This window comes from Streptococcus sanguinis, assembly GCF_019928825.1.
Classification (GTDB): Bacteria; Bacillota; Bacilli; order Lactobacillales; family Streptococcaceae; genus Streptococcus; species Streptococcus sanguinis_L.
The window spans coordinates 659942-680982 of record NZ_JAHZOP010000001.1; the positions used below are offsets into that span (position 1 = coordinate 659942).

At 44.6% G+C, this 21041-nt stretch carries 26 protein-coding genes; 3 read left to right on the forward strand and 23 right to left on the reverse strand.

Annotated elements, in window-relative coordinates; genetic code table 11:
- Positions 1-1440: a TrkH family potassium uptake protein gene (locus K1J09_RS03260; RefSeq protein WP_223322329.1), complete on the forward strand. Its 1440-nt coding sequence runs from the start codon at positions 1-3 to the stop codon at positions 1438-1440.
- A gap of 285 nt (positions 1441-1725) precedes the next feature.
- Here K1J09_RS03260 and K1J09_RS03265 read toward each other — a convergent pair whose 3' ends face one another.
- From K1J09_RS03265 to K1J09_RS03335, 15 genes are all read right to left on the reverse strand, one after another.
- On the reverse strand, positions 1726-2544 hold the full coding sequence (locus K1J09_RS03265; RefSeq protein ID WP_223322328.1) for a hypothetical protein: 819 nt from the start codon (positions 2542-2544) through the stop codon (positions 1726-1728).
- A gap of 148 nt (positions 2545-2692) precedes the next feature.
- Positions 2693-2947 carry a membrane protein insertion efficiency factor YidD gene (gene yidD / locus K1J09_RS03270; protein WP_032914057.1) on the reverse strand — a complete coding sequence of 85 codons (255 nt, stop codon included), beginning with the start codon at positions 2945-2947 and terminating at the stop codon, positions 2693-2695.
- Complete coding sequence (locus tag K1J09_RS03275; protein WP_223322327.1) at positions 2944-3672, reverse strand: pseudouridine synthase; 729 nt, start codon at positions 3670-3672, stop codon at positions 2944-2946. The genes yidD and K1J09_RS03275 overlap by 4 nt, the downstream gene beginning before the upstream one ends.
- Positions 3659-4228 carry an SMC-Scp complex subunit ScpB gene (gene scpB / locus K1J09_RS03280; protein ID WP_223322326.1) on the reverse strand — a complete coding sequence of 190 codons (570 nt, stop codon included), beginning with the start codon at positions 4226-4228 and terminating at the stop codon, positions 3659-3661. Before scpB ends, K1J09_RS03275 begins: the two co-directional genes overlap by 14 nt.
- The gene (locus K1J09_RS03285; RefSeq protein ID WP_002905143.1) at positions 4221-4931 is read right to left on the reverse strand and encodes a segregation/condensation protein A; all 711 of its coding nucleotides are present in this window, start codon (positions 4929-4931) and stop codon (positions 4221-4223) included. The genes scpB and K1J09_RS03285 overlap by 8 nt, the downstream gene beginning before the upstream one ends.
- Before the next feature lies 1 nt (position 4932).
- Positions 4933-5664: a site-specific tyrosine recombinase XerD gene (gene xerD / locus K1J09_RS03290; protein WP_223322325.1), complete on the reverse strand. Its 732-nt coding sequence runs from the start codon at positions 5662-5664 to the stop codon at positions 4933-4935.
- Positions 5661-6122: a cyclic-di-AMP-binding protein CbpB gene (cbpB, locus tag K1J09_RS03295; RefSeq protein WP_002894606.1), complete on the reverse strand. Its 462-nt coding sequence runs from the start codon at positions 6120-6122 to the stop codon at positions 5661-5663. Before cbpB ends, xerD begins: the two co-directional genes overlap by 4 nt.
- Positions 6119-6640 (reverse strand): metallophosphoesterase, encoded by a 522-nt coding sequence (locus K1J09_RS03300; RefSeq protein WP_002905880.1) that lies wholly within the window; start codon positions 6638-6640, stop codon positions 6119-6121. Before K1J09_RS03300 ends, cbpB begins: the two co-directional genes overlap by 4 nt.
- Complete coding sequence (locus tag K1J09_RS03305) at positions 6619-7623, reverse strand: nucleoside-triphosphate diphosphatase (RefSeq protein ID WP_223322324.1); 1005 nt, start codon at positions 7621-7623, stop codon at positions 6619-6621. Before K1J09_RS03305 ends, K1J09_RS03300 begins: the two co-directional genes overlap by 22 nt.
- Positions 7620-8414, reverse strand: coding sequence for a glutamate racemase (racE, locus tag K1J09_RS03310; protein ID WP_002897022.1), 795 nt, complete (start codon positions 8412-8414; stop codon positions 7620-7622). Before racE ends, K1J09_RS03305 begins: the two co-directional genes overlap by 4 nt.
- A gap of 98 nt (positions 8415-8512) precedes the next feature.
- Entirely contained in the window at positions 8513-8761 is a 249-nt protein-coding gene (locus K1J09_RS03315; RefSeq protein ID WP_011837361.1) for a YneF family protein, read from the reverse strand.
- A gap of 56 nt (positions 8762-8817) precedes the next feature.
- Positions 8818-10068, reverse strand: coding sequence for a diaminopimelate decarboxylase (locus tag K1J09_RS03320; protein WP_223322323.1), 1251 nt, complete (start codon positions 10066-10068; stop codon positions 8818-8820).
- Between the two features lie 104 nt (positions 10069-10172).
- Positions 10173-10856, reverse strand: a complete 684-nt coding sequence (locus K1J09_RS03325; RefSeq protein WP_223322322.1) for a Bax inhibitor-1/YccA family protein — start codon at positions 10854-10856, stop codon at positions 10173-10175.
- A gap of 25 nt (positions 10857-10881) precedes the next feature.
- Positions 10882-11373, reverse strand: coding sequence for an HD domain-containing protein (locus K1J09_RS03330; RefSeq protein WP_002899728.1), 492 nt, complete (start codon positions 11371-11373; stop codon positions 10882-10884).
- A gap of 44 nt (positions 11374-11417) precedes the next feature.
- The gene (locus tag K1J09_RS03335) at positions 11418-12158 is read right to left on the reverse strand and encodes a TrmH family RNA methyltransferase (RefSeq protein ID WP_223322321.1); all 741 of its coding nucleotides are present in this window, start codon (positions 12156-12158) and stop codon (positions 11418-11420) included.
- A gap of 84 nt (positions 12159-12242) precedes the next feature.
- Here K1J09_RS03335 and K1J09_RS03340 point away from each other — a divergent pair, with 84 nt between their 5' ends.
- Together K1J09_RS03340 and yidC are read left to right on the forward strand one after the other, a co-directional pair.
- Positions 12243-12521 carry an acylphosphatase gene (locus K1J09_RS03340; protein WP_002897016.1) on the forward strand — a complete coding sequence of 93 codons (279 nt, stop codon included), beginning with the start codon at positions 12243-12245 and terminating at the stop codon, positions 12519-12521.
- Between the two features lie 81 nt (positions 12522-12602).
- On the forward strand, positions 12603-13526 hold the full coding sequence (gene yidC, locus K1J09_RS03345) for a membrane protein insertase YidC (RefSeq protein ID WP_223322320.1): 924 nt from the start codon (positions 12603-12605) through the stop codon (positions 13524-13526).
- Positions 13527-13642: 116 nt separating this feature from the next.
- Here the strand turns inward: yidC and K1J09_RS03350 are convergent, their stop codons facing one another.
- The 8 genes from K1J09_RS03350 to murC form a co-directional block, all read right to left on the reverse strand.
- Complete coding sequence (locus K1J09_RS03350; protein WP_002905871.1) at positions 13643-14878, reverse strand: sensor histidine kinase; 1236 nt, start codon at positions 14876-14878, stop codon at positions 13643-13645.
- Positions 14862-15563 carry a response regulator transcription factor gene (locus K1J09_RS03355; protein WP_032913455.1) on the reverse strand — a complete coding sequence of 234 codons (702 nt, stop codon included), beginning with the start codon at positions 15561-15563 and terminating at the stop codon, positions 14862-14864. Before K1J09_RS03355 ends, K1J09_RS03350 begins: the two co-directional genes overlap by 17 nt.
- A 4-nt stretch (positions 15564-15567) precedes the next feature.
- Entirely contained in the window at positions 15568-16188 is a 621-nt protein-coding gene (locus K1J09_RS03360; protein WP_223322319.1) for a GTP pyrophosphokinase, read from the reverse strand.
- Positions 16189-16341: 153 nt separating this feature from the next.
- Positions 16342-16824: a transcription elongation factor GreA gene (gene greA, locus K1J09_RS03365; protein ID WP_002894584.1), complete on the reverse strand. Its 483-nt coding sequence runs from the start codon at positions 16822-16824 to the stop codon at positions 16342-16344.
- 140 nt (positions 16825-16964) lie between these two features.
- Entirely contained in the window at positions 16965-18461 is a 1497-nt protein-coding gene (mltG, locus tag K1J09_RS03370) for an endolytic transglycosylase MltG (RefSeq protein WP_223322318.1), read from the reverse strand.
- 50 nt (positions 18462-18511) lie between these two features.
- A complete protein-coding gene (locus K1J09_RS03375) occupies positions 18512-19027 on the reverse strand; it encodes a GNAT family N-acetyltransferase (protein WP_223322317.1) in 516 nt (171 codons plus the stop codon).
- Positions 19027-19539 carry a GNAT family N-acetyltransferase gene (locus K1J09_RS03380; RefSeq protein WP_223322316.1) on the reverse strand — a complete coding sequence of 171 codons (513 nt, stop codon included), beginning with the start codon at positions 19537-19539 and terminating at the stop codon, positions 19027-19029. Before K1J09_RS03380 ends, K1J09_RS03375 begins: the two co-directional genes overlap by 1 nt.
- An 11-nt stretch (positions 19540-19550) precedes the next feature.
- The gene (gene murC / locus K1J09_RS03385; RefSeq protein ID WP_002899715.1) at positions 19551-20885 is read right to left on the reverse strand and encodes a UDP-N-acetylmuramate--L-alanine ligase; all 1335 of its coding nucleotides are present in this window, start codon (positions 20883-20885) and stop codon (positions 19551-19553) included.
- Between the last annotated feature and the right edge of the window lie 156 nt (positions 20886-21041).

Here is a 21041-nt window from a genome sequence, read left to right on the forward strand (position 1 = left end):
ATGAATAGATCTATGATTCGCTACCTGCTGGCAAAATTACTGCTGATTGAGGCGGCACTGCTGATTGTACCCATTATCGTCGCTCTAATCTACGGTGAGCCTTTAAAAGTCTTTCTCTCTATCGGGGCGACCATGGCTATCCTGCTAGTTTTAGGTGGCATAGGCTCTTATTTCAAGCCCAAGGACCTGCATATCTACGCCAAGGAAGGGGTGCTGATTGTAGCCCTTTGCTGGATTCTCTGGTCCTTCTTCGGAGCCCTGCCCTTTGTCTTCTCTGGTCAGATACCGGACATCATCGATGCCTTCTTTGAGGTCAGCTCCGGCTTTACAACCACGGGAGCGACTATCCTCAACGATGTCGGCGTTCTCTCCCATTCACTGCTCTTCTGGCGTAGCTTTACCCACTTAATCGGAGGGATGGGAGTGCTGGTCTTTGCCCTAGCTATTATGGACAATGCTAAAAATGGCCACTTGGAGGTCATGAAAGCAGAAGTTCCGGGACCAGTCTTTGGCAAGGTTGTGTCCAAGCTCAAGAGTACGGCCCAAATTCTTTACATCATCTATCTGGCTCTCTTTGCTATCTTTGCTCTGCTTTATTTCCTAGCGGGTATGCCTCTCTTTGACAGCCTTGTGATTGCCATGGGAACAGCTGGTACAGGAGGATTCACCGTTTACAATGACGGTATTGCCCATTACAACAGCTCACTGATTACTTATCTGGTCAGCTTTGGGGTCTTGGCTTTCGGGGTCAACTTTAATCTCTACTATTACTTGCTGATTCGCAAGTTTAAGGCCTGCTTTGGTGATGAAGAGCTTAGAGGCTATCTCTGGATTGTCTTTCTTTCTACTGCCTTGATTGCCTTTAATGTCTTCCACCTCTATCAAGGCTTTGCCAAGAGCGTGGAGATTTCCTTCTTCCAGGTTTCCAATATCATCACAACGACTGGATTCGGCTATGGTGATACGGTCAAGTGGCCTCTCTTTTCTCAGGTCATCCTGCTCCTGCTCATGTGTATCGGGGGCTCGGCTGGATCAACAGCTGGGGGATTCAAGGTCATTCGGGGGATTATCATTTCCCGCATTGCTAAAAATCAGATTCTATCTACCCTATCACCTAATCGCGTCCTGACCTTGCATATCAATGGTGCGGTCATCGACAAGGATACTCAGCATAAGGTACTGAAATACTTAGCTGTTTATATCTTGATTATTCTAGCTCTCATTTTCATTGTCAGCTTGGATAATAATAATTTCATGACGGTTGTCAGCGGTGTTGTCTCTTGCTTCAACAATATCGGCCCCATGATTGGGACGACAGATAATTTTTCTATCTTTAGTCCTTTTTCCAAACTGCTGCTAGCCTTTGCTATGATTGGCGGTCGCTTGGAGATCTACCCGATTCTCCTGCTCTTCCTGCCTAAGACTTGGTCTAGAAGATAGGAAATGTTCGGAAAATATAGAGGCTCTATAATTTCTGTAGTTGGTAAAACCACTGTAGGAATTATGGAGCCTCTTTGGTTTTATAAAAAATCCCATATAATGAAAAGCGACCAAACCTTTTATCAGAAAGTAAGTTATGAGACTGATACAAAGCTGGAACCAAGGTAAGTTGACCTCAAGGATAGCTTTTCATCTATACAAAAGAAAAGGCTGTGTATGTGCTACCAGCCTCTCTATGTCACATGTTTTTTTAATTATGAAAAGGCTTAGACTCTCTCTTCCCTCTTATTCTTGTGCTTCAAGTTCTTCTTTTTGATCCTCATAAAAAACTACTTTCCCATCTTTGACTTTAAAGGAGTAACTGATCGATTCATATGATTCATCTTTCTCATAGGAATAATAAAAATCATAGGCACCATCCGGAAGAGCTCTGGCATCTAGCCTTGTAGCAGCCTCTTTCAGGTCTTGATCCGTGGTAACTGATGCACTATCATCGATAAAAATAGTCATCCTGACCAACTCTTGATCAATCAAGGTTTGATAAGGAATTTGATAGTAGCCCGCAAAATCTTTTTTCCCCTCTTTGAGATTCTGAGAGGCAAGGTCATTTAGCATTTTCTCCTCTTTACTATTGGATAGAAAGCTAAAGTATTTAATAGGAAGTCCGATTGACTGCTTTTTTAATTTGTTTTCAATTTTTTCCTCAATTTTTTGAATGGATTTCTGTTTCAAAAACACATCCTTATAATCTGGAAGAGAGGGACTATCTGACTCTCTATCATGATAACTGGTATTCTCTTCCAAGGTCACCGTCTGACCATCATAGGTTTTTTCAGAGTAGGTATATTTCACGTTATAGGTAGGCATTTCTAGAGGCGTCCAATCCAAATGATTGATGGTAATGTTACCATGAAGGCCAACCTTCTCACATTCTTTAGTAACTAATTCTTTAGCTCTTTGATAATCGCTCGGCATCATAATCTTGCAACTGGTCAGAAGTACAGCTGATACCAGTAAAACAAGCAAAAGCATAGGCCGATATATTTTATTTTTCATGTTAGTCCCTCCAATCCGATATAATTTAGGAGATAAAATTGATAACAACTAAAAATATACTTTCTGCATTCATATCTTTTTTTGAGGTTTAATAGCATCCAACTATTTCTCTTTCCTATTTTGCTAATATTTACAAGTGAAATCAAAAAATAGAGCTCTATAATTTTGGTAGTAGTTAACAAAGAGCTGTAATCATCTACTGTGACTTTTTTCTTGAATTATTTCTTCTCAGGCTGAAATGGTCTGGTACAGGATCCTCTCCTGGCTGAGACCATGGATGACAGCGGAGAATACGTGCCAAGCCCATTAGGACACCTTTGGCTCCATGCTTCTGGATAGCCTCTATCATATAGTTAGAGCAGGTGGGCCGAAAGCGGCAAGATGGAGGAAAAGCAGGTGAGATAAAACGTTGATAAAAGCGGACAAGAGAAATAAGCATTTTTTTTATCATTTCTTGGTCTTGGTTACAGCCAGTGTATGCAGCTGGCTGACTTCTTTTTTACTGAGCTTGCGATATTCACCAGGTTTGAGGCCCGTCAGGTCCAAATGACCAAAGCGAGTCCGTGACAGCTTATCCACTTGCAGTCCGACCGCCTGGAACATCTTCTTGACCTGATGGTTACGGCCTTCGTGGATGGTCAGCTGAACGACCGAACGATTTTTCGCCGGATCAACCTTGATAATCTCATAAACTGCTGGCTTGGTTTTGCGTCCCTCTATCTCAATACCGCGAGTCAGAGGACGAAGAACTTCTTTATTGGCCAATCCTTTGACACGCGCCACATAGACCTTATCAATCTCATTGCGGGGATGAATCATCTCGTCGGTAAAGTCTCCGTCATTGGTCAGAATGAGAATGCCAGAAGTATCCCAGTCCAAACGACCGACCGGATAAATCCGCTCCTTGACCTGAGGCAAGAGCTCCACGACTGTCTTACGCCCCTTGTCATCACTGACAGAGGAAATGACCCCGCGCGGCTTATTGAGGAGGTAATAAACCTTCTCTTCGTTGTAGATAGGTTGGCCTTCTACTTCTACACGGTCGCCAGACTTGACGTTCGTCGCCAACTCATGTACCACTTGGCCGTTTATACTGACCTTCCCCTGCCTGATTAGCTCTTCTGCCTTACGGCGGCTGGCTATCCCAGCATGAGCGATGTATTTATTGATTCTCATCGATATCTGTCCTTTCAATAAAGAGCTGGCTTTCTTCAGCAACTAGCTCTGTTTCTTTGACAATCGGCAGCTCATCTAGGTGATTGATCCCCATATAGTCTAAGAAATAATCCGTTGTCACATAGAGATTTGGCCGGCCAATGACTTCCTTTTTGCCATCCTCTCGAACCAGTTCAAAAGCCAAGAGCTTAGCCAAAGCACCGCTGGAATTAACCCCGCGGATGTCATCGATTTCTACCCTCGTAATCGGCTGCTTATAGGCGATGATAGACAAGGTCTCCAGTGCTGCCCGCGACAGACTTTGATTGATTGGCGCCCGTGAATAGGCCCGCAAAATCTCAGCAAACTCTGGCTTTGTGACCAGCTTGTATGTCTTTGAAGTTTCCAGCAGGGTCAGGCTAGAGTCCGGATTGGCCTCATATTGCTCAGCCAACTTTTCCAAACTCTGAATAACCCCGGTCGGCGGCAAAGAAAGGATTTCTGCCAATTGATGAACTTTGAGTCCATCTTCTCCCGCCACAAAAAGCAGGGCTTCAATCTCTGCTAACTTACTCATTTCCTCTTCCTACTAAATAAATATTTCCAAAATTTTCTTCCTGAATGACTTGCACTTCCTGCACCTTGACCAATTCCAATGTCGCCAGAAAGAGAGTAATAACTTCATTCATGTCCTTGGTCTCTGCGAAAATCTCCTGCAGAGCCAGACGGCTCTTACCAGCACAGCGCTGACGCACCACATCCATCATGTCCTCAATCTTGTACTCGTCTCGCACAATGGTTGTGTGGCTCTTAGAAAACTCCTCTTGCTTCTTGGCGATAACCTTGGAAAAAGCCAAGAAAAGATCTATCGTTGACTTGTCATGCAGGAGCTCAGCGTCTTCATAAACCAGCTCTAGCTTGGGCTTAGAATAATAAAGCGCTCGGTCATCATGCTGGAGCGACATTTTCTCACCTAAGAGCTTGAACCTGCGGTATTCCTCAATCTGGCTCAAAAGGTCTTGCTCCAAGTCATCTTCCAACTCAGCATTATCTGCCACCTTAGGCAGGAGCTTGCGGCTCTTAATCAGCATGAGCTGGCTTGCCATGACCATGTACTCCCCCGTCACTTCCAACTTCATGGCCTGCAAAGTAGCCACATAAGCCAGATACTGCTCGATGACCTCCGTAATGGGCACATCATAAATATCCACCTGGTACTTAGATACAAGGTGGAGCAGCAGGTCCAGCGGGCCTTCAAAATCTTTTAGTTTGATATCCATTTTATCTGTATTTTTCTAGTGTAATCATGGTTTTCAAGCCCAAATCTTGGGCAATATCATAGAGACCAATCCCCTTCTCCCGCTGGCGTAAAATAAACTGCTCACGCAGGCTTTGGGCAGATAGACTGGCTTGTCCCTGCTCAATCAAGAAGGCCTCTAGCTGACGGAAACCCCACTGACGAGAATAGGATTTGCCGTTTTTCTCAAATAAATATGTACCTGTCAGATAGCCTTCCAGCTCACCCGTCAAGCTCTCAGGAATCTTGATGACCCGCTTCTGACCGGCCTTTTCAATCTTCAAAACCTGAAAGTCCAGATTGACATCTGCCACTCTGACCTGCAGAATCTCGCTGGGCAACAAGCCCATTTCCAAGATAAGAAGAGCCATCAGCCGCCCCCTAGGAACGCTTGATTCCTGCCAAAAAGCAGACAGGTCCAGCAGTTCATTTTCCTGCTCCTTCGATACGGAAACCTTGGGCAGGACCAAGCGGTGAAACTCCTCAATAAGCTGCTGCTGATAAAGGAAGTAGAGAAATTGATTGACTGCTGAGAGCTTCCGCTTCTGAACAGCCGCCTTAAAATCCTTGATAGAGGCCTGATAAATCCGCAGATTGGTCTCAGTAATCCGGCCATGTACTTCCTCGATAAACTGCTCCAAATCATAAGAATAGGCAATTTTAGAATTTTCTGAGATGTTTTTTTGATTTAAAAACGGTCTAATGTATTCTTTCATTTTTTGCGAATTTCGTACTTCTTGCTAAAGCCGTGCAACAAAGAATTGACAGCTTTCAAAATGGACTTTCTAGTAATAATTCCGTAAAAATGCTGATCCTCGCCCACAACCGGCAGAAAGGACTCGTCGACCAGCTTATGAAGCACATCTGATACAGTATAATCTGGCCCAACTGTCAAGTCGTCCATTTTAGTCATGTGGACGATGTCTGTCATCATGAATTCCTCTTCTGGCAAATCATGTCGCATACGATAGGACATGATGTCTGTCAGGGAAATCGTGCCAACAAACTTTTTATCTGCCGTCACGACTGGTACACGTGAGTAGGTCATCTGGCTAAGCAATAAGATAGCATGATCCACATTGTGGGTGTCAATCATAACCGCCAGATTTTCCCCAGGCGTCAAAAAAGTTTCTTCATGTTCCAGCAGATAGTCTTCAAATTCCTTAGCAATCATCGGCTAAACTCCTTGGACAAGCTTGGATAAAGTTCATGATTTCGTGTATAGTAATCAACTTTAAAGCGGTCATCATCAATCTCTACCTTAGCGTAGAGACGTTCGTTGATCAGGCCGCGTGGCTGGCTAATGGAGCCCGGATTCAGAAAGAGCGTTTTGCCTTCCATTCGAGCATCTGGGATATGCAGGTGACCATAGAGGCAGATGTCTGCATTAACCTCTTGCGCCCACAAATCCAGCTTTTGAAAAGAAAAGTTAATATGGAAGAGATGCCCGTGGGTCTGGGCAATAATGGTCCCCGCCAAATCCGTCACCAAGCGTTCTGGATAGCCGTCGTAAAAGTCCATATTCCCTGCAACAACCTGAATCCCTTGCCATACCTCATCATCAGAAGGAAGCTCAGAGTCTCCGTTATGGAAAATCGCATCTACCTTTCCAATATAATGATTCCTAATTTCTTCTACAATAGCACGGTCGCCATGAGAATCACTCATGACTATAATGGTTTGCTTTGCCATGCTGGAAATACCTCCACTAATTTCTTAACTGCCTGAGCCCGATGGGATTGCGCATTTTTTTCTTCCATCGTCAGCTCAGCAGACGTTTTTCCTGTTTCTCCCACTAAGAACAAGGGATCGTAGCCAAAGCCATTTTCCCCTTTTGGCTCATGGGCAATGTAGCCCGGCCAATCCGCTTCAACTACCAGAGACTCCCTATCAGGACTAGCCACCACAAGGGTCGTATGAAAATGGGCCGAGCGGTCCTTGACATCAAAAACCATAGCCAACTCATGCAGGAGCTTGATGTTGTTTTCATCGTCTGTCGCGCCTACTCCAGCGAAGCGAGCCGACCAGACTCCAGGCAAGCCGCCTAAAACATCGACCTGCAGACCTGAGTCGTCAGCTAGCACCATTTTACCGGTCAGCTTACTGATTGTCTCTGCCTTGAGCCGTGCATTTTCCTCAAAGGTGGTTCCAGTCTCTTCCACTTCTGGCAAATCAGGATAATCATTGAGATTTTCAACCTTGTAGCCCAGCTTATCAAAGAGTTTGCGAAACTCTGCTGTCTTTCCTTCGTTACGAGTCGCAATCAAGATGGTATCTCCGACAGCCATCTCTGACTCCTGCCCCTGACCAAAAAAGTCGGTCATTTTAACTCCATCCTTAGACAGGAAGAAGACCTTACGCAGCAAGTCCTTTTCTGTAATCAGAATAGCCCCTTTATGACTGGTCGCTTTAAAATCCCGCTTCTGGCGGTCGTTAATCATATTGAGGACAAACTGGATATAGGACATGGGTGAGCCGTATTTGACCACAACTGTGGTAAAGGCGTTGTATTCTTCATCCAAATCCTGCTCAATCAGCTCACTCAACTCCGCATCAATATGCTCCAAGAGCCTGTATGGGATGTCGTTGAAATGATAGCCAGCCTTGCGAAAGCGGGTCCATTCTCCAATATACCAATTGTTCTCGTCAATGTATTCATAAATTTTATTTGTCATAAGCTTACATGCTCCACATTCACTTTCAGGCCCAGCCAGCTTTCTGCAATTTCCGAAAAGCTCTTGGCATTGGCAGTTGTGTAAAATTGATGATTGAGCTCCTGTTTTTCCCGACTGCGATTGATTTCAAAGTAATTGAGCAGGACAGAAATATCCCGTACGCACTCTGCCCCGCTGTCGATCAGCTTCACATCCGGTCCCATCCTATTTTGAATGATAGGCCGGAGCAAGGGATAGTGGGTACAGCCCAAGACCAGGGTATCTACTCGGCCAGCCAGAGGCTGCAGGGTTTCATAGACCACTTTTTTGGTAAGACTGGAATGAAGTTCATTGGACTCTACCAAAGGTACAAACTTAGGGCAGGCCAAACTTTCCACCTGCATCTCCGGCGAGAGCGCTTCAATCTTCTGACGATAAATATCAGAAGAAACTGTCATTGGCGTTCCAATAACACCGATGCGGCCGCTGGCAGTTGACTTAATAGCTGCACTGGCTCCCGGCAGAATCACGCCCAGTACTGGAATATCCAGCTTTTCCTTCACTTCTTCCCAGACAACAGCAGTCGCTGTATTGCAGGCAATGACAATCATCTTAACATCCTTGGTCAGGAGGAAGTTAACCAATTGCCAGGTATAAGCGCGAATCTGCTCAGCAGGCCTTGGACCGTAAGGAGCCCGCGCTGAATCTCCGATATAAATGACCTCTTCGTGGGGGAGCTGCCGCATGAGCTCACGGACTACAGTCAAACCGCCCACTCCTGAGTCTAAAAAACCGATTGGTCGATTATCCATAAGGTCTTCTTTCTAAAACAAGGGACTGGAAGCCGATTCCAAATCCCCATTTTTTTATAGATTTTCTCTGCTGGCATTAAAAACCAGTCACTAGAAAATTATTTTTTCTTTTTGCTCTTAGCAAGCGCAGCTTTCTGCTGACTGATAATTTGACGATAAACTTGCTGTACTTTCGCTTCATTTGGCCGTTGGCCACTAGCGCTAAGTAAGGTCCGAACTGCTTCTACATTCAAACGCGGATTTTCTGCAAATTCCTTCTCCACTTGCCGACGAAGCAGATGCATACCCAAGAGTACGCCTCCAGCAAATGCTGCCATAATCAAAATAATCTCTATAAATAAATTCATATCGAGAACTCCTCTATTTCCATTTTTACATTGCTCTTCATTATATCAAATTTTCTCTATTTTTCAAAATCAAAGCCATATAGTGTCGCAAAATAATCTTCTGGTTTTTCTGCCCGACGAATCATGCGAACATTGCCATCTTGCTCCAAGAGAATTTCGCTGGAGCGGAGCTTGGCATTGTACTGATAACCCATAGAGAAACCATGCGCACCTGTATCGTGAATCACCAAAGTATCACCGATTTGGCTGACGGGTAGAGGTCGATTAATAGCAAATTTGTCGTTATTCTCGCAGAGGCTGCCGACAACATCCACAATCTCTGTCTCACCCATAGGTCGATCCATATTAGTAATGTGGTGATAAGAACCGTACATGGCAGGACGCAGCAGATTGACCGCAGAGGCGTCCACTCCCAGATAGGTTCGGTAGGTCTGTTTCTTATGGGTAACTTTGGTGACCAGCAGGCCATAAGGTGCCAACATAAAGCGGCCCAGCTCCGTATAAATCTTAACCTGTCCTAGACCAGCAGGTGTCAGAATAGCTTCATAGGCCTGACGAACTCCCTGACCGATGACTGCAATGTCATTTTCCTCGCCTTCAGGCTGATAATTAATGCCGACACCGCCAGATAGATTGATAAAGTCCAACTCAACTCCTGTCTCAGCCACCACTTCTACAGCCAGCTCAAAAAGCTGACGGGCCAGTTCAGGATAGTAGTCATTGCTGACAGTATTTGAGGCCAAGAAGGCATGAATCCCAAATTTCTCAGCTCCCAACTCCTTGAGTTCTTTGAAAGCCTGAATCAGCTGGTCCTTGGTCATACCAAACTTGGCTTCTTCTGGATTATCCATAATGCTGGTTCCCAGCTCAAAGACACCACCAGGGTTGTAACGGCAGGAAATAATCTTTGGAATACCCGCGGCTTCCTTTAGAAAAGCCACATCTTCATAGGCATCCAGATTGATAGTCGCTCCCAAGTCACGCGCAAACTGAAATTCCTCAGCTGGTGTGTTATTGGACGAAAACATAATATCCTGTCCAGCAAAGCCCAGCTTTTGACTCATGAGCAATTCGACATAGCTGGCACAGTCCACCCCACAGCCTTCTTCTTTGAGGATTTTTAAAATAGCAGGATTGGGAGTAGCCTTGACGGCAAAATACTCTTTAAAACCTGGATTCCAAGAAAAGGCCTCATGCAGGGCACGCGCTCTTTCCCGAATTCCTTTCTCATCATAAAGATGGAAAGGGGTTGGAAACTGAGCCGTAATCTCAGCTAGCTTTTCACGACTGACAAAAGGAGTTTTCATACTATTCTCGCTTTCTATTTGCTGGCTTTATTATACCATAAATCCATAGGAGAAACAAAAAGCACTGGAGCAAACGTCCAATGCTTGAGCCTTATTTAGCTTAGTTATTTGTTCCTTCCAAAAATACGCAGCAAGCTGAGGAAGAGATTAATGAAGTCCAGATACAGATGCAGAGCCAGAGAAATTGCCCAGCCATTTCCTGGATTGCCATTGGTCTGCTCATAGACATAGCGGATTTTCTGATTGTCCCAAGCGATAAGTCCTGAGAAAATAAGGACACCAACGATACTGATGATAAAGTCCAAGCCACTGCTTCTCAAGAAGATATTAAGGAAGCTAGCAGCGATAATACCAATCAAGCCAGCCATACAAGCTCTGCCCATTCCAGAAAGATCCTTTTTAGTCACCTTGCCGATGAAGCCCATAGCAAAGAACATAACAGTCGTTGTCAGAAAGGCTAAGAGAACCTCTGACTGAAGATACAGCGCCATGATAATACTTAAGGTAAAACCATTGATGGCTGAATATGCTAAAAACATAGGCAACGCCGCTGGGCTATTGCTCCGAGCAGTTCCAGATGCTACCAACACAAGGATAAACTCAACTGCAATAGCTGCATAATAGATCCAGACAGATCTTGTCAAAATAGTATAAATAGCATCTTGAAAGACAAATAGCATCAAGAGAGACACGATTGCTGAGATTCCAATACCGACACCAACGATAGAATAAATCTTTGCATAGAAAGAATTAATATCTGATTGATCTTGAATAATAGAATGATTCATAGTTACTCCTTTTATAATAAAACATTTACGGTTTCAGCATCTTTCGATGAAAGAGCTTGCGATTACTGCCCTTGCGTCTCCAAGGTGCCGTCGCTTCTTTGACGGCCCAATACTTGTCCACCATCGTCACAACGAATGATTCTTTGTAGCGAGGTGGTGCCAAGGTCAGGCCCCACATATGCTTGACGATAATGTCCTCTTCGACCTTATTAAGCTTAGTAATCTTACGAGCATTGCGAACTGCCAGCCTCGGATGAACCCAAGCATGACTCTTCTTAAACTTGGTCACACGCCAATCATAGTAGAATAAGTCATGAAGCAGGGCACCGCGTGCCGTGCTGCGAGCATTCCAGCCAAATTTTTTGGCAATTCTGTAACTAGTATAACTTACATTGATGGAATGTTCAAGTCTATTAGAATGAATATGATGGGGAATTTCTTTCAGACGCTGCACACTAGGCTTTTCAATCAAGTGCCCAACATAGGCCATAAATTCCTCGTCCTTTTTGTAAGGCATAGAATCACCTCCCTTGCCAACTATTATATCTCTTTTTCTGATTTTTAGCTTAAATGAAAGATTAAAATACCAGCAGCGACAGCAACATTAAGACTTTCTGCCTGCCCCTTCATGGAAATATGGACCAGAATATCAGCTGCTGCCGTCATTTCTGGACTAATTCCCTGACCTTCATTGCCCATGATTAGGGCAAAGCTCTCTTTGCTGTCCACCTTTCTGTAATCGATAGATATTGACGACAAGGTCGACGCTAGAATTGGCAGGCGGGAAGAACGAGCCAGCCTAATAAAATCAGCTGTATCCATCCGATAAACTGGCAGATGAAAATGGCTCCCCTGCATAGAGCGCAGCGTTTTTAGGTTATAGATATCTGCTGACGCGCTAGAGATGAAGACTCCATCAAAGCCAGCTGCATCAGCTGTCCGAATGATGGTACCGACATTACCTGGATCCTGAACGTCCTCCAAGAAAAGATAACGTCCGCTTAACTCCGCAGGTATCTCTTCCCTTTCGAAAGCCACTTCCGCGACAATCCCCTGTGGCGTCTTACTATCAGCTAAATCTGCTAAAATCTCTGGACTGACAAAGATTACCTGAGAAAAATCAGCTAATCGCTCTGCGTATTCTGCTAAAGCAAAAATCCTAATCAGCTCTGCCCCACTGCTGACAGCTTCCTCAAATAAATGCCAGCCCTCGATCAAATAAGAATCCTTGCGGTATTTTTTGTGATGAAGTTTTTTAGCTTTTTTTACCACATTATTGGCTTTTGAGGTTATAATATTCATAAGAACATTATACCACAATTTAGCAGACTTGCACTCATACTGAGGGCTTAAATCCCCTCGGTCCGCTCACTAAAGGAGGATGCCATGCAGAAAGTAAAAATGATAGCCCAAGGACGAGTACAAGGGGTTGGATTCCGCTGGGGAGTTTATTCTCTAGCGCTGGAAATCGGAGGTATTACCGGCCGGGTCTGGAACAATGATGACGGTACTGTTGGCATTCTGGCTCAGGCTGATGACCCAGCTCTGATGGCCAAATTTATCCAGGAAATCCGCAAGGGACCGACACCTTTTTCTAAGGTCAGCTATTTGGATGTGACCATGGCTAATTTCGACTCCTATCCTGACTTTAAAATTTCAAATTAGGTCTGCAGAACTATTGTATATTTTGCAAAAAAACAGTAGAATAGATAGGTATTATTTTTTAGAAACAAAGGATATGAACTCGTGAAACATTTCAAACGCTTTTTATTCTCCGGTATGGGACTGGCTGCGCTTCTTTTCCTGTCTGGCTGTGTGGGCCGCGACAAGGCCGGTAATCCTTCTGGTCTGATCTGGGACGTGATTGGTCAGCCTATGGCGGATGGCATCCAATTCTTTGCCAAGAATTCAGGTCTGGGGTATGGTCTGGCGATTATCATCGTTACGCTCATCGTGCGGATTATCATTCTTCCGCTGGGAATCTATCAGTCTTGGAAGGCAACGCTTCAGTCTGAAAAGATGAACTACTTCAAGCCGATTTTTGCCCCAATCCAAGAGCGAATCAAAAATGCCGAAACTCAGGAAGAGAAAATGCAGGCTCAGCAAGAACTGATGGCTGCTCAAAAAGAGAATGGACTCAGCATGTTTGGCGGTATAGGCTGTCTGCCTCTGCTCATCCAAATGCCTTTCTTCTCAGCCCTCTTCTTTGCAGCCCAGTATACTCAAGGAGTTGCAGGCAGTTCCTTCCTCTGGATTAAAGATCTGGCTAAAAGCGATTGGGCTTTGACTGCCATTGTCGGTATCCTCTACTATATCCAGTCGGTGCTCTCTCTGCATGGTATCGAAGATGAAACTCAAAGAAACAGCATGAAACAGGCTTCTTATATGAGTCCTATCATGATTGTTGGTTTCTCTTTCTTCTCCCCTGCCGCAGTTACTCTCTACTGGGTAGTCGGTGGATTTATCCAAATCATCCAGCAATTTATCATCAACTACATCATTCGACCTCGCCTGAGAAAACAGGTAGCAGAGGAATTTGAAAAAAATCCTCCTAAAGGCTTGAAAAAAGCGAGCCGTGCTAAAGATGTTACTCCAAAAGATCAGCCGGCTATTGAGCAAAAGAACAAAAAGAAAAAGAACCGCAATGCTGGTAAGCAACGGTCAAGATAAAGAAAAATTCTTCTAGCTAACACTAGAAGAATTTTTTTAATCTCGAGTAAGAATCAGCGTAACCGATACAAAAAGCTCAGCAAAGAAAGCAATAACTGATTAACGAGGTGACTCTATCACAATAAAACAGTAAAGCCAATCAAGCCTTTCTTATATGAAACCCAAATCCTGCCCTTGAAAATCCGCACCAGACTTTCTGCCATGGATAGGCCAATCCCGTAGCCAGGCTGCTTCTGATTGTGCGATTCGTCTTCGCGATAGAAACGATCAAAGAAACGGCTGTAATCAACATTTTTACCGTCCGCGTAACTATTGGCTACCGTCAAACGGGCTCGTTTCCCGCGCTTAGCCTTGGTCAAGGTGACAAAAATTTGCCCATCTTCGTCACAATACTTGCAGGCATTGTCAATCAGAATGCTAACCAATTCATAGAGTTCATCTTCAGTTGCCTTGACATGGATGTCTTCCTGCAGCTTGATCTCGTACTTCTTGCCTGCCTTCTCAATGACAGACTTGAAGTTTCCTGCTACTTTTTTGACAACTTCTGAGAAATTCACATCCACCAAAGTAACATCTGGCTGCTCTTCCAGACGGGCCAGAACGACCATTTGATTGATTAGATTACTGAGGCGCTTGACCTGGTCCTTAGTGCTCTCTGTCCATTCATTTTCGCCAGTCATCAGCTCTTGCAGCTCCGTATTGGCTGAGATGATTGCCAATGGCGTCTTCAGTTCATGTCCAGCATTAGTGATGAAACGTTTTTGGTTTTCATAGTTTTTGATATAGGGACGGATGGCAAAGTTGGAAAATCCAGACACGACTAAGACAAAGAAAATAAAGCTATAGAAACACAACTGGATAGACAGCCAGAAAAAGTCATTGCGGCTTTCGAGATAATTAGTCGAATCTAAGACCACCAGTAAATAGCGCTTAGTCTTGGAATCCTGCGTTATCTGGTAGGAATAAAATTGACTGCCTACCTTAAAAACCCCACTGCTGCGGCTGTTCTTAATCACTTTATTAGCGTAGCTAAGCGCCTGCTCCTTAGATAGATTGGAAAGATGGTCTAAGTTGGTGGAGTAAAGTGTTTTGTCTTCGTTATAGACCACGCTGAAATAGCGGTATTGGTAAATCGTGTCAATGGTGATACGGTCGTTTTGCAAGCTCTCTGCTGTTTCTTCTACGCTGGGAAAATCTCCATTATTGGCAGATAGAATATTGAGAACGGCTTGGATTTCTCCGTTGGTCTGCAGAAAGCGAACGGAGTTTAAGACAGCAATCATGGTCAGCAAAATACAGACAATAGCCGCCGAAGCCAGCAGAATGAACCGAATTTTAAGCTTCCGAAACATAGCTATCTCCTTCCAGCGGCACCAGAGTGAAACTACCGCCTTCCTCACCCAAGATAGCAAGATCAGCATGAATAGCCTTCAGCTTCTGACGCAAATAGGAAATATAAATCCAGACGAAGCCTTCGTCCAAATCCTCATCCTCGTCATTAGCCCAAACATGACGGAAGATTTCCTGAGTAGAAAGACTCTTCTGGGCATTAAGCATGAGAAATTCCATCATTTTAGATTCCTTACCAGCTAAGCGAATAGAATTGGAGCTAATGAGCTCATGCTCTCCGACATTGAGGCTGGTTTGGCCAATCTGCAGCAAATTGGGGGTGAACGTCGCTACCCGTCTGGACATAGAGCGCAGGCGAGCCAGAAGCTCTTTCAGAGAGAAGGGCTTAGTCAGATAATCATCTGCACCGGCATCCAGCCCTGTGACCTTGTCATCCACCTCTGACATAGCTGTCAGCATGATGACATGGGTAGTATTGCCGGTTTGGCGGATTTCTTTCAATGCTTCAATGCCTGTCTTAACCGGCATCATGATATCCAGAATCATCAAATCATAAGCATTTTCCTTGGCTAAGTCCACAGCTTCTTGCCCATCAAAGGCTGTATCAACCTGATAGCCTTCATGGGTCATCGCCGTTTCCAAGACACGGGACAGCTGCTGCTCATCTTCTGCTAATAAAATCTTCATCATCTCACTCACTTTCTCGAATCAAATTGCGGATGGTCTGCATGGTCACATCACAGGACGCCAGCTCATCTGCACAGCGTTTCAGCTCACGAACAATCCGCTTGCTGTCTTTTATCTCGTGCTTGTACTTCATCTGATGCTCTAAGCTGGCCCAAGAGTCCATGGCAATGGTCCGAAGTTGGATTTCTACAAAATAGCGGCCGGGATTTTGACCATGACAATCCTCATAAGGAGTCTCCACCTCTAATATCAAGTGGTAGGAGCGATACCCATTGGGCTTGGCAGCTCGGATATAGTCCTTTTCCAGAACAATCTCACAGCCCTCCAGCTGACGAAGCACCTCAATAGTCTGATAGATGTCCTCGATAAAACCGCAAACAATCCGAATCCCAATCGCATCACGAATTTCTTTCAGGGCAGACTCTGGCGCCCTAGGCAGATTCTTGCGTCGGCATTTCTCTTCCATACTGGCTACCTGCTTGATCCGTGCATTAAAATGCTCAAAAAGCTTCTGCCCTGTTTCCTGCTTGACTCGATCATTAGCCTCTTGAATACGCTGACTAAGATCATCTAAAATCTTGGGCAGGTAGACACCATATTTCCCATAAATATCTTTCTCTTGCATACAGTTCTCCTACTTTTCTAGCTTATTCTCATTATAGCATAACCATCTGTCTTTTCTCTATTTTTCCCCTGCTCTTCTTATCTAGCCTACACTCTCTGTCTTAAAAGAAACGAAAAAAGAACCAGTCTTCTAGCCAGTTCCTTTTGGTATTTATTAAACGGTTTTTTCAACCTTGAGAATTTTAACATCGTAACTGCCAACCGGTGTTTCGACTGTTGCAGTATCACCTGTTTTCTTGCCAATCAGAGCTTGACCAATCGGGCTTTCATTGGATACCTTACCTGCGAAAGCATCTGCACCAGCAGAACCAACGATAATGTAGACTTCCTCTTCGCTTTCGCCTACTTCTTGAATGGTAACTGTTTTGCCGATAGCTACCTCGTCCTTGGCTACAGCGTCACTGTTTACAATCTCAGCGTAGCGGATCTTGGTTTCCAGACTAGAAATCTGTCCTTCCACAAAAGCCTGTTCGTCCTTTGCAGCTTCGTATTCACTGTTTTCTGACAAATCGCCGTAGGAGCGGGCAATCTTAATACGTTCTACCACTTCTGGACGACGCACCAATTTCAATTCTTCTAATTCTTTTTCTAATTTTTCCTTTTCCTCTAGGGTCATAGGATAAGTTTTTTCAGCCATTTTTTCTCTTTTCTTTTATTTTATTTTAAAACTAAAACAAGAGGCTGAGACAAGTCTGTATCAGTCCCTTTTTTATATAGCAGGACTGAGAAAGCTAGAACTAGCTGCCCTAGCTTTCTCTCGTCTGCAATAACAGCAATTTAATCAGTGCTGCTGGATTGAGTGAGCTTGCTGTTGACATGCTCCTCAACATTTTTAGCGTGTTCCTCATAAGTATTGGCGAAGTAAACAGCGCCTGTTTCAACATTTGCCACAAAGTAGAGGTAGTCCGTCTTACTTGGGTTAATGGTAGCTTCCAGAGCCGACAGGCTCGGACTATCAACTGGTCCAGGCATAAGCCCTTCTTTTTTATAGACATTGAAAGGCGAGTCGATATTGGTATCAATTTCAGCATCCTCTTTCAGAGTCGTTTTCTTTCCTAGCTTGCCTTGAGCATAAAGGATAGCGATATTACTCTGAAGCGGCATCGCTTGATTGAGACGATTGTAAAAGACGCTTGCAATATCTTTGCGGTCCTGGTCTGTCGAACCTTCTTTTTCCACCAGAGAAGCAAGTGTCAAGACTTCATTAACCGTTAGGTTCTTCGCTTCGATAGTAGAATAATAAGAAGACAGATTGGTATTCATAGCGCCCAACATCTGGTCAATCAAGCTTTCCAGATCCGCATCCTCACCATAGTTATAAGTGGCAGGGAAGAGGTAACCTTCTAAGCGGTACTTGACTCCACTGTCCTTGCTTGGCAATGTGCCCAGCAGCTGTGGATATTTAGCCGCCATCTTGGAAATGAAAACTTCATCCTGCACCTTAGCTAGGAAATCATCCTTACTAAAAGGTGTCTTGCTAGTCTTCTTAGAAGTTGCAGCTGCATTAACCGTCACAGCCTCTGCAATCTGCTCCAGTGTATATCCTTCAGGAATAGTAACCTTGCCAACAACTGGTGGTTGCGGCGTATCTGTTCCACCTTCCTGAAGCTGCCGAGCAATGGTATCTAGGTCCATACTCTTCTGGAGATTGTAATAGCCAGACTGGTAATTGTTAAAGCTTTTAATCTTAGAATAGAGACTAAAAACTTGGGCATTTTTAATCAGCCCCTTTTTCTCGAGGATTTCTCCAATCTGCTTAGAGCTTGAACCTTCTGGTACTTCAACCGTCACATATTCTGTTGCGTTTGCATCAACAGGTTTAAGAGCTGAAGATACATAAGTGTAGCCTACAACTCCTGTGACCACAAGTCCAAGCAGGACAATCAGCAGAACCGTTGTCATAATCCTGCGGGCTAAGGTGTTTTGACGTTTTTTCTTGACCGTGTTGTTGGCCCGATTAGCCCGAGATAGGACCTCATTGGGCTTCTTATCTTCCTCATCCACTCGGCCATAGACCTGAGGGTGAGCCTTTTCATTCTCTGAAACCTTGTAGGAAACATCTACCGAAGCCGGTCTAGCTTCAAAGTCCTCCGCAGCTGCTGTTTCTTTTGCAGAAGCTGCGTCCGCTTCTGATTGGCTAGTTGAAGAGGGAGTTTGTTCTTCCTTTTCTCCAGCTAAGTCTTTCAAAATCTGCTCTTTAAAGCTCAGATTCTTCTCTTTGTCTTGTGATTTTTCAGTCAAAAATTTGACCTCCTTCATCATAATCCCTAACATTATATCTTAAAAGTCAGATAAATGCAATAAGAGTAGGATTTTCTAGCTTATTATTGGTTTTTTTGCAGTTTAAGACTAGGATTTTCCCAGACCATATCAAACCAAGTAGCACCTGCATAAGTTGATTGTGACAAACCTTCATTTACAAAGGCATGCTTCTCGTAGTAAGCGGTGAGGTAGTCGTGGCAGGTCAGATTGATGCCGTGGCGTTCATCTGCTATAGCAATTTCTTTCATAGCTTCCAGTAGCTTGCGACCGACTCCCATCCCCTGAGCCTCCTTCAAGATAGAAAGGCTGGTCAGTGAGATAAAGCCACCCTCCAGATGACCATAATCTTCAATCTCCTCTGTAAAGGAAATATCCTTTAAATAACGTTCTGGACGGACAGGTCCCTCCAGATATCCCAAAATCTTACCGTGCTTTTCTGCCACCAAAAAAGTCGAAGATAGGGTTTGGATATGTGCTGCTAGACTTTCGCGGCTAACAGCCTCCTCTGGACTGAAATTTTCCAATTCGATAGCATAAATGGCATCTAAGTCAGCCATTTGAGCTTGACGGATAATCATCACTTCTCCTTAAAATTGGGATTTTCCCACACCATATCAGACCAGACAGCTCCACCATGAGTTGAGTCAGAAATCCCTTCGTGGACGAAACCATTCATCTCATAATAAGGTATCAGCTCATCATGACAAGTTAGGCTAATGCCCTGTCGATTTTGCTGAACAGCTGTCTCCTTGAAAGCTGCAAGCAACAAGGTTCCGACTCCCTGCTTCTGAAAATCCGGATGGACGGACAGACTTTGGACAGCAATGAAGCCACCTTCTGGAGGATTAGCCCCCACCTTGCTAAAGAGATCATCTGTCAGATATCGCGTCTGAATAGCTGGTCCAACAATATAGCCCGCCAGCTGACCATGCAGCTCTGCTAGCAAAAAAGTATCTGGAATCTTCTCAATCCGCTCTTTGAGAACTTCTGAACTGGCTGCTTCTGCTGCTGGAAAATTCAGCTGCTCAATTGCAAGAATTTCTTCCCAGTCGCTCAAGTCGGCCTGTCTGATTCGAATCGGTGCTTCCATCAAGTCTCCTACTACTGAACGTTGCTGGTCAGATTGGACAAGAGACGTTCAAAGGAATATTCATAGGTCTGGATGTCACCAGCTCCCATAAAGACGTAAACTGCATTATCGTGGTCAAGAAGTGGGGAAACATTATCCACATCAATGACCTTGGCCCGTTTCACAATCTTTTCAGCCAGATCTTCTACCTTAACATCACCCTTGTCCACCTCACGCGCAGAACCGTAAATCTGAGCTAAATAGACTGAGTCAGCCTGATTGAGGGCTTCCGCAAATTCGTCCAAGAGAGCAATAGTCCGAGTGAAGGTATGTGGCTGGAAGATCGCCACGATTTCCTTGCTTGGATATTTCTGACGAGCTGCATCCAGAGTCGCGATAATTTCCGTTGGATGATGAGCAAAGTCATCAATGATAACTGTTTCGTTGACAATTTTCTCTGTAAAGCGGCGTTTAACTCCGCCAAAAGTCTTGAGGTGTTCCCGAACTAGATCCAAATCAAGACCTGCAGTGTACAAGAGGCCGATTACTGCTGTCGCATTCATAATGTTGTGGCGGCCAAAGCTTGGAATTTGGAACTCACCCAGCTCTTGCCCACGGAAAGAAACTTTAAATCCTGAACCGCTGGTGGAACGCAAGAGATCGTGAGCGACAAAGTCATTGCCCTCTTCCTTGAAGCCATAGTAGTAAATCGGAGCCTTGGACGTAATCCGGCGCAGTTGCTCATCTTCTCCATAAATGAAGAGTCCTTTGGTAATCTGCTTGGCATAGTCATTGAAAGCGTTAAAGACATCTTCCAGGCTCGTGAAATAATCCGGATGGTCAAAGTCGATATTGGTAATAATCGAATATTCCGGATGATAAGGCATGAAATGACGCTCGTACTCGTCTGACTCAAAGACGAAGTACTTGGCATTGGCAGAACCGCGGCCAGTACCGTCACCAATTAGATAGCTAGTATCCGTGATATTGGAGAGAACATGGGAGAGAATACCCGTTGTAGAGGTCTTCCCGTGGGCACCAGCCACTCCCAAGCTAACAAAGTCACGCATAAAGCCACCTAAAAACTCATGGTAGCGTTTATAGCTGATGCCGTTTGCGTCTGCATAGGCAATTTCTACATTGTTATCTGGACGAAAGGCATTGCCGGCAATGATTTCGAAGTCTGGTTGGATATTCTTTTCATCAAAAGGCAGGATGGAAATGCCAGCCTGCTCCAGACCGCGCTGAGTGAAATAATATTTATCAACATCACTGCCCTGAACCTTATGGCCCATCTGGTGCAGCATCAAAGCCAAAGCGCTCATACCAGAGCCCTTAATCCCGATAAAATGATAGGTTTTCGTCATGATTACTCCTTAAGATACAAGGCCATAAAAGCAAGTCCCAAGAGGAAAATCTCCGCAGACCCTCATCAGCCCGCAGGGATTTTCTTTCTTCACAAGCTTTTAGGCACCACCAAAACACCAAAGAAGCCGGACCAATCAGTAAGTCCCAGCTTCTAG

Coding starts and splice junctions, on each gene's coding strand:
- K1J09_RS03275 (WP_223322327.1), bottom strand. CDS start 3,672: ATGAGAATCAATAAATACATCGCTCATGCTGGGATAGCCAGCCGCCGT.
- K1J09_RS03320 (WP_223322323.1), bottom strand. CDS start 10,068: ATGAAAACTCCTTTTGTCAGTCGTGAAAAGCTAGCTGAGATTACGGCT.
- greA (WP_002894584.1), bottom strand. CDS start 16,824: ATGGCTGAAAAAACTTATCCTATGACCCTAGAGGAAAAGGAAAAATTA.
- K1J09_RS03350 (WP_002905871.1), bottom strand. CDS start 14,878: ATGTTTCGGAAGCTTAAAATTCGGTTCATTCTGCTGGCTTCGGCGGCT.
- K1J09_RS03330 (WP_002899728.1), bottom strand. CDS start 11,373: ATGCCTTACAAAAAGGACGAGGAATTTATGGCCTATGTTGGGCACTTG.
- xerD (WP_223322325.1), bottom strand. CDS start 5,664: ATGAAAGAATACATTAGACCGTTTTTAAATCAAAAAAACATCTCAGAA.
- scpB (WP_223322326.1), bottom strand. CDS start 4,228: ATGAGTAAGTTAGCAGAGATTGAAGCCCTGCTTTTTGTGGCGGGAGAA.
- K1J09_RS03335 (WP_223322321.1), bottom strand. CDS start 12,158: ATGAATATTATAACCTCAAAAGCCAATAATGTGGTAAAAAAAGCTAAA.
- K1J09_RS03300 (WP_002905880.1), bottom strand. CDS start 6,640: ATGGCAAAGCAAACCATTATAGTCATGAGTGATTCTCATGGCGACCGT.
- K1J09_RS03375 (WP_223322317.1), bottom strand. CDS start 19,027: ATGATTATCCGTCAAGCTCAAATGGCTGACTTAGATGCCATTTATGCT.
- K1J09_RS03325 (WP_223322322.1), bottom strand. CDS start 10,856: ATGAATCATTCTATTATTCAAGATCAATCAGATATTAATTCTTTCTAT.
- K1J09_RS03260 (WP_223322329.1), top strand. CDS start 1: ATGAATAGATCTATGATTCGCTACCTGCTGGCAAAATTACTGCTGATT.
- racE (WP_002897022.1), bottom strand. CDS start 8,414: ATGGATAATCGACCAATCGGTTTTTTAGACTCAGGAGTGGGCGGTTTG.
- yidD (WP_032914057.1), bottom strand. CDS start 2,947: ATGATAAAAAAAATGCTTATTTCTCTTGTCCGCTTTTATCAACGTTTT.
- cbpB (WP_002894606.1), bottom strand. CDS start 6,122: ATGATTGCTAAGGAATTTGAAGACTATCTGCTGGAACATGAAGAAACT.
- K1J09_RS03315 (WP_011837361.1), bottom strand. CDS start 8,761: ATGAATTTATTTATAGAGATTATTTTGATTATGGCAGCATTTGCTGGA.
- K1J09_RS03285 (WP_002905143.1), bottom strand. CDS start 4,931: ATGGATATCAAACTAAAAGATTTTGAAGGCCCGCTGGACCTGCTGCTC.
- mltG (WP_223322318.1), bottom strand. CDS start 18,461: ATGTTAGGGATTATGATGAAGGAGGTCAAATTTTTGACTGAAAAATCA.
- K1J09_RS03355 (WP_032913455.1), bottom strand. CDS start 15,563: ATGAAGATTTTATTAGCAGAAGATGAGCAGCAGCTGTCCCGTGTCTTG.
- K1J09_RS03380 (WP_223322316.1), bottom strand. CDS start 19,539: ATGGAAGCACCGATTCGAATCAGACAGGCCGACTTGAGCGACTGGGAA.
- murC (WP_002899715.1), bottom strand. CDS start 20,885: ATGACGAAAACCTATCATTTTATCGGGATTAAGGGCTCTGGTATGAGC.
- K1J09_RS03305 (WP_223322324.1), bottom strand. CDS start 7,623: ATGACAAATAAAATTTATGAATACATTGACGAGAACAATTGGTATATT.
- K1J09_RS03340 (WP_002897016.1), top strand. CDS start 12,243: ATGCAGAAAGTAAAAATGATAGCCCAAGGACGAGTACAAGGGGTTGGA.
- K1J09_RS03360 (WP_223322319.1), bottom strand. CDS start 16,188: ATGCAAGAGAAAGATATTTATGGGAAATATGGTGTCTACCTGCCCAAG.